We start from the raw sequence: 14,515 nt of genomic DNA, 5'->3' as shown, positions 1-14,515 counted from the left end.
GAGCCTTGTCCTTGGTCGGGGCCGGCGCGGGCATCAGTTGGAAAATCCGGGGGCGGGGACGGCGCCCTTCTTCTTCGACGTGGCGCGCGGATCGGCGGCGGCGGGGGCCGGCTGACGCTGCGGCACCGGCGGCACCGCCGCGGCGGCGCCGATCGTCGGCGCGGGCGGCTGGCCGCCGGGGACCATCGTCGGCACCGGACGCGGACCGTTGCCACCCGAACCGACCTCGCCGAGCAGGATGCGTGCGGCATCGCTCGGCGCGCGATAGCCGTCGTGCGGCAGCGCGATCTGGGCGGGATCGCTCACCGGCTTCACCAGATAGGGGGTGATGATGATGACCAGCTCGGTCTCGTTGCGCTGGAAGTTGGTCGAGCGGAACAGCGAGCCGATGATCGGCAGGTCGCCGAGGAACGGCGTCTTGTCGATGTTGTTGCCGTGGCTGTTCGACAGCAGGCCGCCGATCATCATGCTCTGGCCCGAGCCGAGCTCCAGCGTCGTCTCGGCGCGGCGGGTGGTGATGCCGGGAACGCGGGTGCCGCCGACGCTGACCGCATTGGCATTGTCGATCTGCGACACCTCGGGACGGACGCGCAGCGAGATGCGGCCGTCGGACAGCACCGTCGGCGTATAGGCGAGGCTGACGCCATATTGCTTGTACTCGACGGTGACGGTGCCGAGTCCGCCGGAGAGCGGGATCGGGATCTCGCCGCCGGCGAGGAAGGTCGCGGTCTCGCCCGACAAGGCGGTGAGATTGGGGTTGGCGAGCGTCGTCACCTGACCCAGCGTCTCGCCGAGATCGACCGCAGCGAGCAGGTCGAGGCCGAGCAGCCTGCCGGCGAGGCCGAGCGTCGAGCCGGAGCTGCCGTTCGGGATCAGGGTGGTATTCGTACCTGTGTTGAAGCCGGTCGCCAGCGGGAAACCCGGCGTATATTGAGGGCTGACGCCGCCGCGACCAATGCCGAATTTGAACCCGCCGGTCGAGTCGACCGAACCGAGGTTGACGCCGACGTTCTTGATGAACGTCCGGCTGACCTCGGCGATGCGGACCTGCAGATTGACCTGCAGCGGGGTCGCGGTCTTGAGGCGCGAGAGCACCTTGGTCGCGTCGCCGACATAGGCCTGGACCAGCCGTTCGGCCTCGGCGGCGTCACCGGGGCCGGCGACGGTGCCGGTGAGCAGCACGATGCCGTTCATCGGCGTCGCGACGAGCCGCGCGTCGGGCATCGCGAGCTGGAGCATCGCCGCGATCGAATCGAGGTTGTTGCCGACGCGGACGGTGGTCGCATAGACGACCGCGCCGCCGCGGGTGGTGGCGGAGATCGTCGTCTCGCCGGTCTTCTTGCCGAAGATGTAGAGCTGCGTCGGCGAGCGGACCTGGACGTCGGCGATGCTGTCATCGGCGACGAAGACGTCGCTCATCGGTCGCGACAGCGTCACCAGCCGGCCGCGGCCGGTGTTGACCTGGACGACCGACGAACTGCCGCCGGCGACCGCGGCATCGGCACCGGTGCCGCGCGCATCGGCGATGGCGAGCGGCGCGGCGACCGTGGTGGCGAGCGCCAGCGCGACGGCGGCGGTGCGGCCGCAGCGGGTGCGGAGGGGGTGGACGAGAGGCATGTCAGTTTTTCCCTCCGACCGGAACGACGGTCACGGTGTTGCCGCGGGCGATCCGCACGGCCGGGCCCTGGATCGTCGCGCCGCCGGCGCCGGGCGCGCCACCCGGTGCGGTGCCGGTGCCCATCGGGGTGCCGGCGGCCGGTGCGCGTGCCGGCACGGTGCTGCGCTGGAAGCGCGAGACGTCGGCGCCGGTGGCGAAGGTGGTGCCGCCGGTCTGCGGCTGGGTGGCGAGGCGCAGCATCATCGCCTTTTCGGCGCGCGGGTCGCCGTCGGGCACCTTGACCGCGCCGCTGGCGATCGCCTCTTCGAGTTCGGTCGAATTGTCGGCGAGCGCGCGCAGCGACAGCGACAATTCGCCGATCGTGCGCGCCACCGCGACCTGTTCGGCCATCTTCGGCGTCGCCTCCAGCGTCACCGTCGAATAGCTCGTGACCTTCGACTTGCCGTCCTCGCCGACGACATTGTCGGTGCGCTGGTCGGTGGCGAGCACGCGGACGTTGCGCATGATCGTCTCGGACACCTTGAGCGGCTGGCCGTCGCCGCCGCCGTTGACGGTCTGGGTCAGGACGAGGTCGATGCGGTCGCCGGGGAAGACGAAGCCGGCGACCGCCGCCTGGCTCGACACGCTGACGGTGACCGCACGCATGCCCGGCCCGAGCGCGGCGGCGAGGAAGCCGCGGTCGCCCGGCGACACCAAAGCGCCGCGGGTGACCGGCTGGCCGGCGGTGATCGCGTTGCGCACCACGGTGCCGGTCAGTTTCGCCACGTCGGTGCCCGCCTTGAGATAATAGGCATTGTCGACGAGCTGCTGCGGCCAGGGCTGGAACTTGAGCGCGGTGGCGTCGAGGATCGTGCCGACGGGCAGCGCGCGGGTCGCGACCAGCACTTCCGGGCCGGTGACGACGACCGGGGCGGGGGCGCCCATTGCCACCGCCTGCGGCGCGGAGGCGCCGACGAGCAACGAGCGGGCGAAAAATGCCGTGATGCCGGCGACGAGCAACGCGCCCACCAGCAAAACGATCTTGCGACTATCCATGGTCTCAACGGGCCTTTCAGCGCACCGGTGGTTGATTGGGCCATCTTGGCCGCGGACTGGTTAAAATCCGGTTCGTCTTCAAAGGGATGGCAGAGTGGCGGGCAGCGCGAGCAGCGCCGCCGCGGCGATTGCGACGCCATAAGGCACCTCGACCTCGCCGATTCGGCGCTGCCAGCGGCGCTCGATCATCATCGCGACGGTGATCGCGCCGCCGAGCACCGACATCAGCATCAGCATCTGCAACAGGCCGCCGAGCGGCAGCCACAAGGCGAGCGCGCCGATCATCTTGACGTCGCCGCCGCCCATCCAGCCGCAGGCGAAGGCGCCGACGAACGCCGCGAAGACGATCGCCGCGACAAGCAATTGCACCGCGACGTCGCCCCAGCCGAGCCCCATCGCCCACCACCACAGCGGCGCGAGCAGCGCGATCGCCGCATTCTTGCCATTGGCGATCTCGCGGGTGCGGGCATCCTCGATTCCCGCGGCGACGAGCAGGCCGCCGAGCGTGACGGCCAGCGCCGCGATCAATAGACTATCCCATCCCATCGGACGCGACAGGTAGACGGCATGGCTTGCGAAACCGTAACCAAAGCAACGATGACCGACCAAGCCGAGCTGCGCCGCGACCTGCCCGCCGATTCGCGCCTGACGCAATGGCGGGCGCCCGACGGCTGGCGCCACCGCCGCTTCGACTGGCCGCATCCCGACGCCCGCGGGCGTATCCTGGTGCAGGGCGGCCGCGCGGACATCATCGAGAAATTCCTCGAGACGATCCGCCACCTGCATGCCCGGCGCTGGTCGGTGACCGCGTTCGACTGGCGCGGGCAGGGCGGCTCCGGGCGGCTCGCCGCCGATCCGCACGTCGGCCATGCCGCCAGTTTCGACGCGTGGGTGGGCGATCTCACCGCCTTCTGGCGCGACTGGACGCGCGAGGGGAGCGGACCGGCGGTGCTGCTCGGCCATTCGATGGGCGGGCATCTGGCGCTGCGCGCGATGCTCGACGGCGGCGTCGTGCCCGATGCGGCGGTGCTGGTGTCGCCGATGATCGGCGTGCGCTCACCGCCCGGCGCGCGGGCCGGTCGTGCGGTCGCCTGGGCGATGACGAAGATCGGCGATCCCGCCCGGCCGGCGTGGACGGTGCGGCCGGGCAAGGCGTCCGCCGGCCATCGCCAGCAGCGGCTCACCCATTCCCTCGATCGCTATGCCGACGAGGCCTTCTGGTATGCGCGCGATCCGTCGCTGCTGCTCGGGCCGCCGAGCTGGGCGTGGGTGCTCGAGGCGTTCGACTCGGGCGCGCGGCTGCAGGCCGACCCGCGGCTGGCGGCGCTCGCGGTGCCGATCCTGATGCTGGTCGCCGATGCCGACCGACTGGTCGATGCCCGCGCCGCGGTGCGGCTGGCGGCGCGGCTGCCGCGGGTCGAGCTGGTTCGCTTCGGTGCCGAATCGGCGCATGAGATCCTGCGCGAGGACGATGCGGTGCGGCGGCGTGCCTTCGACGCGATCGACGCGTTCCTGGACCGGCTGCGATGATCCACGATGTCGCGATCATCGGCGCGGGGATCGCCGGCGCCAGCCTCGCCGCCGCGCTCGCGCCGCACGCCCGCGTGCTGCTGCTCGAGGCGGAGGCGCAGGCGGGCTATCACAGCACCGGGCGCTCGGCCGCCTTCTGGTCGGAGACCTATGGCGGGCCGGGCATCCAGCCGCTGACCAGCGCCTCCGAAGCGGCGTTGCGCGGCGGCGGCTATCTCGCGCCGCTGGGGTCGCTGCATATCGGGCGGGCGGCGGATGCCGGGCGGGTCGACGCCTTCCTCGCCGCGTTCGAGGGGACCGCGGTGGTGCTCGACCGCGTCGATCCCGCCGCGTTCGTGCCGGGGCTGCGGCCCGAATGGACGCTAGGCGTGCACGAGCCGAGCTGCGCCTATATCGATGTCGCGGCGCTCCATGCCGCCTATCTGGCTGGATTTCGCCGCGCCGGTGGAGCGATCGCGACGCGCGCCGGGCTGGACGAGGCGCGGCGTGCCGACGGCATCTGGACGATCGCGACGCCGGCGGGGACGTATCGCGCGCGCGTGCTGGTGAATGCGGCGGGGGCCTGGGCCGATCGCATCGCCGTGCGGCTGGGGGCGGCGCCGCTCGGCATCCAGCCCTATCGGCGGACGATGGTGCAGTTGCGCACCGATCCGCCCGCGGGCGCCGATCTGCCGCATGTCGCCGATATCGCGGGGCGGTTCTATTTCAAGCCGGAGGCGGGGCGGCTGTGGCTGAGTCCGCACGACGAGACGCCGGTCGATCCGCACGACGTCGCGCCCGAGGAGATCGACGTCGCATTGGCGGTCGACCGGTTCGAGGGCGTGGTCGACTGGCGGGTCGCGGCAGTCGAGCGGCGCTGGGCGGGATTGCGCAGTTTCGCGCCGGACCGGTTGCCGGTGTACGGCTTCGATCCGGCGGTGGCGGGGCTGTTCTGGTGCGCGGGGCAGGGCGGCTTCGGTATCCAGACCGCGCCCGCCGGCGCGGCGGTGGCGGCGAGCCTGTTGCTGGGGACGGCCCTGCCGGCGGGGTTCGAGGGGGTCGACGTCGCGCGCTATGCCGCGGGGCGGTTCGCTTAAATCCTCCCCCGCAAGGGGGAGGGGGACCGCTCGGCGTCAGCCGAGTGGTGGAGGGGGAGGATAGGGCGGGAGCAAAATTGGCGGCTACCACCCCATCCTCCCCCTCCGTCACGGCTGCGCCGTGCCACCTCCCCCTGGCGGGGGAGGACCAGGTCACCCCGCCGGGCGGCTCGCCGCAATCGCCGCGTCACTCGCCAGTTTGTCGACGCGTTCGTTGTCGGCGTTGCCGGCGTGGCCCTTGACCCAGATCCATTCGATCTCGTGCTTCTGCGTCTCGGCGAACAACGCCTGCCAGAGTTCGGCATTCTTGACCGGCTTCTTGTCGGCGGTGCGCCAGCCGTTCTTGCGCCAGCCATGGATCCAGCGGGTCAGGCCGTCCATGACGTATTTGCTGTCGGTGCTGAGCTTGATCCGGCACGGGCGGGTGAGCACGCGCAGCGCCTCGATCGCCGCGGTCAGCTCCATGCGGTTGTTGGTGGTCAGCGTCTCGCCGCCCGACAATTCCTTCTCGTGGCCGCCGAAGCGGAGCAGCGCGCCCCAGCCGCCGGGGCCGGGATTGCCCTTGCAGGCGCCGTCGGTGGCGATCTCGACGAGCTGGGGGGCGGCGGGGTCGGTCATGCAAAGGCCTCCGGATGGGCGTCGTACCAGTCGAGCCGGCGCAGATAGGCGAGCGGGTCCTTGCGCGTCACCAGCGCATCCGCCGGCGTGTCGAGCCAGTCCCATGCGCGGGTGAGCAGGAAGCGGATGCACGCGCCGCGCGCGAGCACCGGCAGCGCGGCGCGCTCGGCGGCGGACAGGCCGAGCGCCCCGCCATAGCCGGCGAGCAGCGCCGGGCCGACGCCGGCGAGCGGCGCGCCCTGCGGATCGAAGGCCCAGGAGGTGTGCATCACGGCGACGTCATAGGCGCGTATGTCACGGCAGGCGAAGTAGAAATCGATGAGTCCGGTCACCCGTGCGCCGAGCATCAGCACGTTGTCGGGAAACAGATCGGCGTGGATGACGCTGGTCGGCAGATCGTGCGGCCAGGCCGTCTCGACCGCCGCCAGCGCGGCATCGACGCGCGCGAACAGGCCCGGCGCGATGGCGTCGAGATCGCTGCCGCAGCGCATCAGCAGCGGCCGCCAGTCGGCGATACCGAGGCTGTTGGGCCGGCCGCCGTCGAAATCGGCGACCGCGGCGTGTAGCGCGCCGAGCGCGGCGCCGGCGGTGGCGGCCTGATCCGGCGTCGGGCGGGTCACCGAGACGCCGTTTAGGAAGCGGATCAGGCAGGCGGGGCGGCCCTCCAGCGTCTGGATCGCGACGCCGTCGCGGTCGCGGATCGCGGGCGGCACCGGCAGGCCGCGGTCCGCCAGATGATCGAGCAGGTCGAGGAAGAAGGGCAGGTCGCCGGCGTCGACGCGCTTCTCGTAGAGCGTCAGGATGAAACGCGCGGTCGTCGTGTCGACGAGATAGTTGCTGTTCTCGACGCCCTCGGCGATGCCCTTGGCGGAGACGAGCTCGCCGACCTCGGCGTAGCGGCGCAGGAACGCGGACAGCGCCTCGGCCGAGACGTGCGTGTAGACGGCCATGATCCCTCCCCAGTCTCCACGTCCCCCGGACGTGCGCCGGGGGACGGTCAGCCTATGCCGCGGCGTCGAGGCCGCGTGGCAGTTTGAATGCGATCGTCTCGCGCGTCGTTTCCTCCTCGCGCTCGGTGATCGCGAAGCGGGTGGAGAGCAGGTCGACCAGCTCGCGCACCAGCAGCTCCGGCGCGGAGGCGCCGGCGGTGATGCCGAGCGTGCCGACGCCGTCGAGGAACGTCCAGTCGAGATCGCCGGCGCGCTGGATCAGCCGCGCCGGAATGCCCTCGCGCTCCGCCACCTCGACCAGCCGCACCGAGTTGGACGAATTGGGCGCGCCGATCACCAGCATCGCGTCGCACGCCGCGGCGATCGCCTTGACCGCCGCCTGCCGGTTCGAGGTGGCGTAGCAGATGTCCTCGCCGCGCGGCGGCAGCATGGTGGGGAAGCGGCGTTGCAGCACCGCGACCACCGCGGCGGTGTCGTCGACCGACAGCGTCGTTTGGGTGAGGAAGGCGAGATTGTCGGGATCGACCGGCGCGAAGATCTCGGCATCGGCGGCGGTCTCGATCAGCGACATCGCGCCGGCGGGCACCTGACCGAAGGTGCCGACGACCTCGGGATGGCCGGCGTGGCCGATGAAGACGATGTGGCGGCCCGCGGCGACGAGCCGCTCGGCCTGACGATGGACCTTCGACACCAATGGGCAGGTCGCGTCGAGATAGTCGAGGCCGCGGTTCTGCGCGTCGACCGGCACCGACTTGGGCACGCCGTGCGCGGAGAAGACCACCGGCGCGCCGTCGGGCACCTGGTCGAGCTCCTCGACGAACACCGCGCCCTGCGCCTTCAGCGTGTCGACGACGAACTTGTTGTGGACGATCTCGTGGCGGACGTAGACGGGCGCGCCGTGCTTCTCGATCGCGAGTTCGACGATGCGGATCGCGCGGTCGACGCCGGCGCAGAAGCCGCGCGGTGCGGCGATCAGCAGTTCGAGGACGGGCTTGCCGCCGTCCGCGGGGAATTGGGAGGCCATGCCGGCGGTTCTACGCGATTGGTGCGGCGCACGGAAGTACGCGATTGGCTCACCGCGCGGAAGTACGCGATTGCTTGCACGCGGGAAAGCCGGTTCCTATGGTGCGCCGCGCATCGCCCGGGTTCTCCGGCGGGGCATCACTGTCCGTTCGACAAAGGTACGCGTCCTCTTGAAAACCTCGGCTTTAGGCCTGTCCGCCCTCGCGCTGATCCTCTCGGGCTGCGCCAGCAAGGGCGAGATCGTCGAAGGCGGCATCTCCGCCGTGCGCTCCGCCTGCCCGACGGTCGGCGTCGCCGCCGGTACCGGCGACATCACCCTGTTCGATCCTGCGACGAGCCGCGACGCGAGCGCGATCGACGTCGTCGCCAGCATGACCAACGTGCGCGGCGCCTGCAACGACGCCGGCGAGCAGATCGCCACCAGCGTCACCTTCGACGTGCTCGCGCGGCGGACGCGGACCGAGGGTCCGCGCGACGTGGTGCTGCCTTATTATATCGCGATCGTCCGCGGCGGCTCGGCGGTGACCGCCAAGCGCAAGGGGCAGATCGCGGTGCATTTCGACGCCGGGCAGGCGCGCGCGCAGGCGCAGGGCACCGCCTCGACGCAGATCGCGCGGGCGGCGGCGACCTTGCCCGACGAGGTGCGCAACCAGCTCACCCGCAAGCGCAAGGCGGGCGACGAGGATGCCGCGACCGATCCGCTGGCGCGGCCGGAGGTGCGCTCCGCAGTGCTGCGCGCGACCTTCGAGGCGCTGGTCGGCTTCCAGCTCACCGACGACCAGCTGAAGTATAACGCGCAACGCTGATTCTCATCCCTTCCCGCGCAGGGAGGGGAGGGCGTTTCCGCATTGACTAAGGCCCCGCTGCCCGTCACAGCACCACGCGTCGATGCCGGGCGACCGGCATGGGCGGGCGCGGGAGAGAGCCTCTGCACAAGGAGGCCGCCGAAGGAGCAACCACCCCGGAATCTCTCAGGCAAACGGGACCGCGCGCTGCCTTATCGACACTCTGGAAAGCGTTCCTTTGAGGAGCCACCGAAGGGGTAAGCCCGCCGCGCCAAGCGCCGGGTCAAAGCTCTCAGGTCACCGTGACAGAGGGGGTATGACGGATCGATTGCGGCCCCGTGCCGTCTTTGGTCCCGTGCCTTTCTTGGAGACGGTTGATGAGCGATTCGCTGCCAGACACCTTGCCCGACCCGCTCGACGACCTCGACGGCGACGAGCCCGCAATCCAGCTGCTGCCGCTCGACGGCTGGCACCGCGCCCGCGGTGGCCGCATGGTGCCGTTCGCCGGCTATGAAATGCCCGTTCAATATGAGGGCATCATGGCCGAGCATCTGTGGACGCGCGAGTCCGCCGGCCTGTTCGACGTCAGCCATATGGGTCAGGTCGGCTTCACCGGCGACGGGCTCGACGCCGCCGGCGTCGCCAAGGCGCTCGAAGCGGTGCTGCCGGGCGATATCGCCGGGCTCGCCGCGACCAAGATACGCTATTCGCTGCTGCTCAACGACGAGGGCGGCATCCTCGACGATCTGATGGTCACGACGCTGCCCGCCGAGGGCGCACATCCGTTCGGCGCGGCGAGCCATTATGTCGTCGTCAACGGCGCGACCAAATATGACGATCTCGCCTATCTGCTCGACGTGCTGCCCGACGATCTGACGATGAACCTGATGGAAGATCAGGCCTTGCTCGCGGTGCAGGGGCCCAAGGCGGTCGCCGCCGTGTCGCGCCTGATCCCCGGCGTCGAGGATCTCGTGTTCATGACCGCGGGCGCGTTCGACTGGAACGGCCATGCGCTGTGGATCAGCCGTTCGGGCTATACCGGCGAGGACGGCGTCGAGATTTCGATCCCCGCCGAGGCCGCCGCCGATTTCGCCGATGCGATCTGCGCCGAGCCCGAGGTCAAGCCGATCGGCCTCGGCGCGCGCGATTCGCTGCGGCTCGAGGCCGGGCTGCCGCTCTACGGCCACGATCTCGATCCCGAGACGACGCCGGTGATGGCCGACCTCGGCTTCGCTCTGTCCCAGCGCCGCCGCGAGGCCGCCGATTTCGCCGGCGCCGCGCGTATCCTCGCCGAGCGGACCGATGGTCCCGCGGTCAAGCGCGTCGGCCTGTCGGTCGCCGGGCGCCAGCCGGTGCGCGAGGGCGCGAGCGTCGTCGACGCCGAGGGCGCGGTGATCGGCCGCGTCACCAGCGGCGGCTTCGCGCCGAGCGTCGGTGCGCCGATCGCCATGGCCTATGTTCCCGCCGCGCTCGCCGAGGCCGGCACGCCGCTGCGCCTTGTCCAGCGCGGCAAGATCCACGAGGCGACGGTCGCTCCGATGCCGTTCGTTCCCCACCGCTATGTCCGCGCAGGAGGCAAGTGATGAGCCGTTATTTCACCGAAGATCATGAGTGGGTCGATGTCGATGGCGACACCGGCACCGTCGGCATCTCCGATTATGCGCAGGGCCAGCTCGGCGACATCGTGTTCGTCGAGGTGCCCGAGACGGGCAAGCAGCTCGGCAAGGGCGACGAGGCCGCGGTGGTCGAATCGGTCAAGGCCGCGTCGGACGTCTATTCGCCGGTGTCGGGGACGGTGACCGAGGGCAATGCCGCGCTGTCGGACGATCCCAGCCTCGTCAACTCGGATCCGGAAGCGGAGGGCTGGTTCTTCAGGATCACGCTCAGCGATCCGGCCGAGCTGGAGACGCTGATGGACGAAGCCGCCTATGCGGAGTTCGTCGCCAAGCTGTAACGATCAGCCTCGCAATTGGTGCTCCGCTCTGGTCGATGCTTCGCCGCGCTTGATACGTCACCCCGGACTTGTTCCGGGGTCCACGCGGCGGCGAGGAGGATGGTCTGAAACGATAGGGCGCCCCTGCTGCCCGGTGGACCCCGGAACTGGTCCGGGGTGACGGGATCTGCGGGGATGATGGATCGAACCTCAGCCCGTCGCCATAGGTAAAGCCCTTCCCACACGCGGGGCTCTCAAGGGAATGATGATGCGCTACCTGCCGCTTACCCAGCCCGACCGCGACGCGATGCTCGCGGTCATCGGTGCGGGATCGATCGACGATCTGTTCGTCGACGTGCCCGAGGCCGCCCGCCTGTCCGGCCCGATCCACGACCTGCCGAACCACGCCTCCGAACTGGCGGTCGAGCGGCACATGACCGCGCTCGCCCGCCAGAACACGGTCGCGGGCGAAGTGCCGTTCTTCCTCGGTGCGGGCGCCTATCGCCATCACGTGCCGGCGAGCGTCGATCACCTGATCCAGCGTGGCGAGTTCCTCACCGCCTATACGCCGTATCAGCCCGAGATCGCGCAGGGCACGCTGCAGATGCTGTTCGAGTTCCAGACGCAGGTCGCGCGGCTGCTCGGCACCGACGTGGCGAACGCGTCGATGTACGACGGCTCGACCGCCTGCTGGGAAGCGATCGGCATGGCGCGGCGCATCACCCGCAAGGGCAAGGCGATCCTGTCGGGCGGGCTCCACCCGCATTATGTCAGCGTCGCCAAGACGATGGCGAAATACACCGGCGATCATCTCGAAACCTCCGCGCCGGCGCTGACCGCCGAAACGGATATCGACGCGCTGATCGCCGCGATCGACGGCGATACGTCGTGCGTCGTCGTGCAATATCCCGACATCCTCGGGCGCATCGCCGACCTGACGCCGCTCGCCGACGCCTGTCACGCCAACAAGGCGCTGCTGATCGCGGTCGTCACCGAGCCGGTGGCGCTGGGCGCGATCACCTCGCCGGGCGAGATGGACGCCGATATCGTCGTCGGCGAGGGCCAGTCGCTCGGCGTCGGCCTGCAGTTCGGCGGTCCGTACGTCGGGCTGATGGGCTGTAAGGAGAAGTATATCCGCCAGATGCCGGGCCGCTTCTGCGGCGAGACGGTGGATGCGGAGGGACGCCGCGGCTTCGTGCTGACGCTGTCGACGCGCGAACAGCATATCCGTCGCGAAAAAGCGACGAGCAACATCTGCACCAACTCGGGGCTCTGTGCGCTCGCCTTCTCGATCCACATGACGCTGCTCGGCGAGGCGGGGCTGCGCCGGCTGGCGGGGATCAACCATGCCGCGGCGTGCCGCGCCGCGGATCGCCTCGCCAAGGTGCCGGGCGTCGAATTGGTCACCGAGACCTTCTTCAACGAATTCACGCTGAAGCTGCCGGTCGAGGCGCGCCCCGTGGTGCGGACGCTCGCCGATCGCGGTATCCTGGCGGGTGTATCGCTCGGCCGGCTGTATCCGGACGAGGCGGGCCTCGCCAACGGGCTGATCGTCGCGGTCACCGAGACGACGACCGCGGAGGACGTCGAAACCCTTGCCGCCGCACTCGAGGAGGTTCTGGCATGAGCATCAATCAGAGCGGCTGGCGTCCCGAAATGACCGCCGGCGGCAGCAATGGCGCCGCACCGACCTTCACCGGCAACAAGGCGCTGATGCTGGAAGAGGCGCTGATCTTCGAGATCGGTGATACGCAGACCACCGGCGTCGATTTCGCCGAGGGCGACGTCGCGGGGTCGCGGCTCGGCGATCTCAGCCGCAAGGCGCCGATCGGGCTTGCCGGCCTGTCCGAGCCCGAGACGATCCGTCACTATACGCGGCTCAGCCGCCAGAATTACGCGATCGACCTCGGCCTGTTCCCGCTCGGCTCGTGCACGATGAAGCACAATCCGCGGCTCAACGAGAAGATGGCGCGCCTTCCCGGTTTCGCCGACGTGCATCCGTTGCAGCCGGTCGACACCGTGCAAGGCGCGCTCGCGGTCATCAACGAACTGGCGGTGTGGCTGATCAAGCTCACCGGCATGCACGGCGTCGCCATGTCGCCGAAGGCCGGCGCGCACGGCGAATTGTGCGGCATCCTGTGCATCAAGGCGGCGCTGGAGAAGCGCGGCGAGGGCCATCGCAAGGTCGTCCTCGTGCCCGAATCGGCGCATGGCACCAATCCCGCCACCGCGGCCTTCGCCGGCTTCACCGTCGAGGATATCCCCGCCACCGCCGACGGTCGCGTCGATACCGCGGCGTTGAAGGCACGGCTGGGGCCGGACGTCGCCGCGGTGATGATCACCAACCCCAACACCTGCGGCCTGTTCGAGCGCGACCTGAAGTCGATCAGCGATGCGGTCCATGACGCGGGCGGCTACGTCTATTGCGACGGTGCCAATTTCAACGCCATCGTCGGCCGGGTGCGGCCCGGCGACCTCGGCGTCGACGCGATGCACATCAACCTGCACAAGACCTTCTCGACCCCGCACGGCGGCGGCGGACCGGGGTCCGGGCCGGTGGTGCTGTCGGAGGCGCTCAGCCCCTTCGGACCGCTGCCGTTCACCGCGCGCATGGCCGACGGGCATATCCAGCTCATCGAGGAAGAGACTGCGGGCGACGATCATCCCGACACGTTCGGCCGGATGACCGCCTTCCATGGCCAGATGGGGATGTTCACCCGCGCGCTGACCTATATCCTCAGCCACGGTGCCGACGGCCTCAAGCAGGTCGCCGAGGATGCGGTGCTCAACGCCAATTACGTACTGCGCTCGCTGGAGGGAACGCTCGACGCGCCCTTCGCCAAGTCGGGGCCGTGCATGCACGAGGCGATCTTCTCCGACGCCAATCTCGCCGAGGGCTTCTCGACGCTCGACGTCGCCAAGGGGCTGATCGACGAGGGCTTCCACCCGATGACGGTCTATTTCCCGCTCGTCGTCCACGGCGCGATGCTGGTCGAACCGACCGAGACCGAATCGAAGGCGGCGCTCGACCAGTTCGTCGGCGCGCTGCGCAGCGTGGCGGAACGGGCCAAGGCCGGCGACGCCAGCCTCAAGACCGCGCCGCATTTCGCGCCGCGTGCGCGGCTCGACGAGACGCAGGCGGCGCGCAAGCCGGTGCTGGTGTGGAAGGAACAGCCGCTGGCGCAGGCGGCGGAGTAATGGCAGCTCCCTCGTCACCCCGGCCTTGAGCCGGGGTCCCGCTACCTTCGCGCTTCGGGCGTAGCGGGACCCCGGGTCGAGCCCGGGGTGACGGAGGTTGGGGCTAGGATACCCCCTTTCGCAATGCCGTCGGTGGCTTTAGTTTCTGTCCCGTAACGGGCGGGGACACGGACATATGCAGGCACAGCAACCGGGCGGGTGGATCAGCTATGCGATCCCGCTCGTCGTCGTCGCGGTGGTGATGGCGATCCGCTGGAAGCGGATGAGCCGGGTGCGGCCGCTCAAGCTCGAACATCTGTGGATCCTGCCGGCTTTCTATGCGGTGGTGATCGGCTTCACCTTCACGCGCTTTCCGCCGCATGGCTGGGGCTGGGCCTTCTGCCTCGTCGCTTTGGCACTGGGGGCGGCGCTCGGCTGGCAGCGCGGCAAGATGATGCGGATCACGCTCGATCCGGAGACGCACAGGCTCGGCCAAACCTCGTCACCGGCGGCGTTGCTGTTCATCGTGCTGCTGATCGTCGTGCGCAGCAGCGCGCGCGGCGCATTGAGCTATGCGGGGCCGGCGGCGCTCGATCCGATGGCGATCACCGACGTGCTGATGGCGCTGGCGCTCGGCCTATTCTCCGCGCAGCGGCTGGAGATGTATCTGCGCGGCAAGCGGATGTTGGCAGCCGGCCCGGTCGTGACTCCGTAGCCCTTGCCACGTCGCGCCGATCACGGTTCGCGGCCAGTGCGTGAGGGGGGTGACG

The 14,515-nt window shown here is 70.0% G+C and carries 14 protein-coding genes and 2 riboswitches; of the genes, 8 read left to right on the top strand and 6 right to left on the bottom strand.

All coding sequences use genetic code 11. From position 1 onward, the window contains the following. Positions 1–33: 33 nt before the first annotated feature. The 3 genes from AC07U4_RS05285 to AC07U4_RS05275 form a co-directional block, all read right to left on the bottom strand. Positions 34–1,617, bottom strand: coding sequence for a type II and III secretion system protein family protein (locus AC07U4_RS05285; RefSeq protein WP_495194679.1), 1,584 nt, complete (start codon positions 1,615–1,617; stop codon positions 34–36). Position 1,618: 1 nt separating this feature from the next. After that, complete coding sequence (gene cpaB, locus AC07U4_RS05280; RefSeq protein WP_038660604.1) at positions 1,619–2,653, bottom strand: Flp pilus assembly protein CpaB; 1,035 nt, start codon at positions 2,651–2,653, stop codon at positions 1,619–1,621. A gap of 78 nt (positions 2,654–2,731) precedes the next feature. Continuing rightward, entirely contained in the window at positions 2,732–3,199 is a 468-nt protein-coding gene (locus tag AC07U4_RS05275; RefSeq protein WP_495194678.1) for an A24 family peptidase, read from the bottom strand. A 51-nt stretch (positions 3,200–3,250) separates the two neighbouring features. Between AC07U4_RS05275 and AC07U4_RS05270 the strand changes: the two genes are divergently transcribed. Together AC07U4_RS05270 and AC07U4_RS05265 are read left to right on the top strand one after the other, a co-directional pair. After that, a complete protein-coding gene (locus AC07U4_RS05270) occupies positions 3,251–4,183 on the top strand; it encodes an alpha/beta fold hydrolase (RefSeq protein ID WP_495194677.1) in 933 nt (310 codons plus the stop codon). Continuing rightward, the gene (locus AC07U4_RS05265) at positions 4,180–5,259 is read left to right on the top strand and encodes an NAD(P)/FAD-dependent oxidoreductase (RefSeq protein ID WP_495194676.1); all 1,080 of its coding nucleotides are present in this window, start codon (positions 4,180–4,182) and stop codon (positions 5,257–5,259) included. The genes AC07U4_RS05270 and AC07U4_RS05265 overlap by 4 nt, the downstream gene beginning before the upstream one ends. Positions 5,260–5,412: 153 nt before the next feature. Here AC07U4_RS05265 and rnhA read toward each other — a convergent pair whose 3' ends face one another. The 3 genes from rnhA to ispH are packed head-to-tail and all read right to left on the bottom strand — an operon-like array spanning position 5,413 to position 7,851. After that, positions 5,413–5,877: a ribonuclease HI gene (gene rnhA / locus AC07U4_RS05260; RefSeq protein WP_038660592.1), complete on the bottom strand. Its 465-nt coding sequence runs from the start codon at positions 5,875–5,877 to the stop codon at positions 5,413–5,415. Beyond that, positions 5,874–6,827: a homoserine kinase gene (gene thrB, locus AC07U4_RS05255; protein WP_495194675.1), complete on the bottom strand. Its 954-nt coding sequence runs from the start codon at positions 6,825–6,827 to the stop codon at positions 5,874–5,876. The genes rnhA and thrB overlap by 4 nt, the downstream gene beginning before the upstream one ends. A gap of 52 nt (positions 6,828–6,879) precedes the next feature. Then, on the bottom strand, positions 6,880–7,851 hold the full coding sequence (ispH, locus tag AC07U4_RS05250) for a 4-hydroxy-3-methylbut-2-enyl diphosphate reductase (protein ID WP_495194674.1): 972 nt from the start codon (positions 7,849–7,851) through the stop codon (positions 6,880–6,882). Positions 7,852–8,020: 169 nt separating this feature from the next. On the opposite strand from ispH, the gene AC07U4_RS05245 reads away from it, so the two are divergent. The 6 genes from AC07U4_RS05245 to AC07U4_RS05220 all read left to right on the top strand — a co-directional run bounded on the left by AC07U4_RS05245 (position 8,021) and on the right by AC07U4_RS05220 (position 14,460). Further along, complete coding sequence (locus AC07U4_RS05245) at positions 8,021–8,656, top strand: hypothetical protein (protein ID WP_495194673.1); 636 nt, start codon at positions 8,021–8,023, stop codon at positions 8,654–8,656. Positions 8,657–8,755: 99 nt separating this feature from the next. After that, positions 8,756–8,848: riboswitch (glycine riboswitch) on the top strand. Beyond that, positions 8,849–8,954, top strand: a riboswitch (glycine riboswitch). Positions 8,955–9,012: 58 nt separating this feature from the next. Continuing rightward, entirely contained in the window at positions 9,013–10,218 is a 1,206-nt protein-coding gene (gene gcvT, locus AC07U4_RS05240) for a glycine cleavage system aminomethyltransferase GcvT (protein ID WP_495194672.1), read from the top strand. Continuing rightward, positions 10,218–10,589: a glycine cleavage system protein GcvH gene (gcvH, locus tag AC07U4_RS05235; protein WP_495194671.1), complete on the top strand. Its 372-nt coding sequence runs from the start codon at positions 10,218–10,220 to the stop codon at positions 10,587–10,589. Before gcvT ends, gcvH begins: the two co-directional genes overlap by 1 nt. 247 nt (positions 10,590–10,836) lie before the next feature. Beyond that, positions 10,837–12,195, top strand: a complete 1,359-nt coding sequence (gene gcvPA / locus AC07U4_RS05230; protein ID WP_495194670.1) for an aminomethyl-transferring glycine dehydrogenase subunit GcvPA — start codon at positions 10,837–10,839, stop codon at positions 12,193–12,195. After that, positions 12,192–13,766 (top strand): aminomethyl-transferring glycine dehydrogenase subunit GcvPB, encoded by a 1,575-nt coding sequence (gcvPB, locus tag AC07U4_RS05225; RefSeq protein ID WP_495194669.1) that lies wholly within the window; start codon positions 12,192–12,194, stop codon positions 13,764–13,766. The genes gcvPA and gcvPB overlap by 4 nt, the downstream gene beginning before the upstream one ends. Before the next feature lie 175 nt (positions 13,767–13,941). Beyond that, positions 13,942–14,460, top strand: coding sequence for a CcdC protein domain-containing protein (locus AC07U4_RS05220; protein WP_495194668.1), 519 nt, complete (start codon positions 13,942–13,944; stop codon positions 14,458–14,460). The last annotated feature ends 55 nt before the right edge of the window (positions 14,461–14,515 follow it).

The sequence above is a fragment of the Sphingomonas sp. GW821-FHT02B09 genome (assembly GCF_059421875.1).
The sequence above is the reverse complement of the archived record's forward strand: the minus strand, read 5'-3'. Positions and strand labels throughout refer to the sequence as shown.

Coding starts and splice junctions, on each gene's coding strand:
- AC07U4_RS05285 (WP_495194679.1), bottom strand. CDS start 1,617: ATGCCTCTCGTCCACCCCCTCCGCACCCGCTGCGGCCGCACCGCCGCC.
- cpaB (WP_038660604.1), bottom strand. CDS start 2,653: ATGGATAGTCGCAAGATCGTTTTGCTGGTGGGCGCGTTGCTCGTCGCC.
- AC07U4_RS05275 (WP_495194678.1), bottom strand. CDS start 3,199: ATGGGATGGGATAGTCTATTGATCGCGGCGCTGGCCGTCACGCTCGGC.
- AC07U4_RS05270 (WP_495194677.1), top strand. CDS start 3,251: ATGACCGACCAAGCCGAGCTGCGCCGCGACCTGCCCGCCGATTCGCGC.
- AC07U4_RS05265 (WP_495194676.1), top strand. CDS start 4,180: ATGATCCACGATGTCGCGATCATCGGCGCGGGGATCGCCGGCGCCAGC.
- rnhA (WP_038660592.1), bottom strand. CDS start 5,877: ATGACCGACCCCGCCGCCCCCCAGCTCGTCGAGATCGCCACCGACGGC.
- thrB (WP_495194675.1), bottom strand. CDS start 6,827: ATGGCCGTCTACACGCACGTCTCGGCCGAGGCGCTGTCCGCGTTCCTG.
- ispH (WP_495194674.1), bottom strand. CDS start 7,851: ATGGCCTCCCAATTCCCCGCGGACGGCGGCAAGCCCGTCCTCGAACTG.
- gcvT (WP_495194672.1), top strand. CDS start 9,013: ATGAGCGATTCGCTGCCAGACACCTTGCCCGACCCGCTCGACGACCTC.
- gcvH (WP_495194671.1), top strand. CDS start 10,218: ATGAGCCGTTATTTCACCGAAGATCATGAGTGGGTCGATGTCGATGGC.
- gcvPA (WP_495194670.1), top strand. CDS start 10,837: ATGCGCTACCTGCCGCTTACCCAGCCCGACCGCGACGCGATGCTCGCG.
- gcvPB (WP_495194669.1), top strand. CDS start 12,192: ATGAGCATCAATCAGAGCGGCTGGCGTCCCGAAATGACCGCCGGCGGC.
- AC07U4_RS05220 (WP_495194668.1), top strand. CDS start 13,942: ATGCAGGCACAGCAACCGGGCGGGTGGATCAGCTATGCGATCCCGCTC.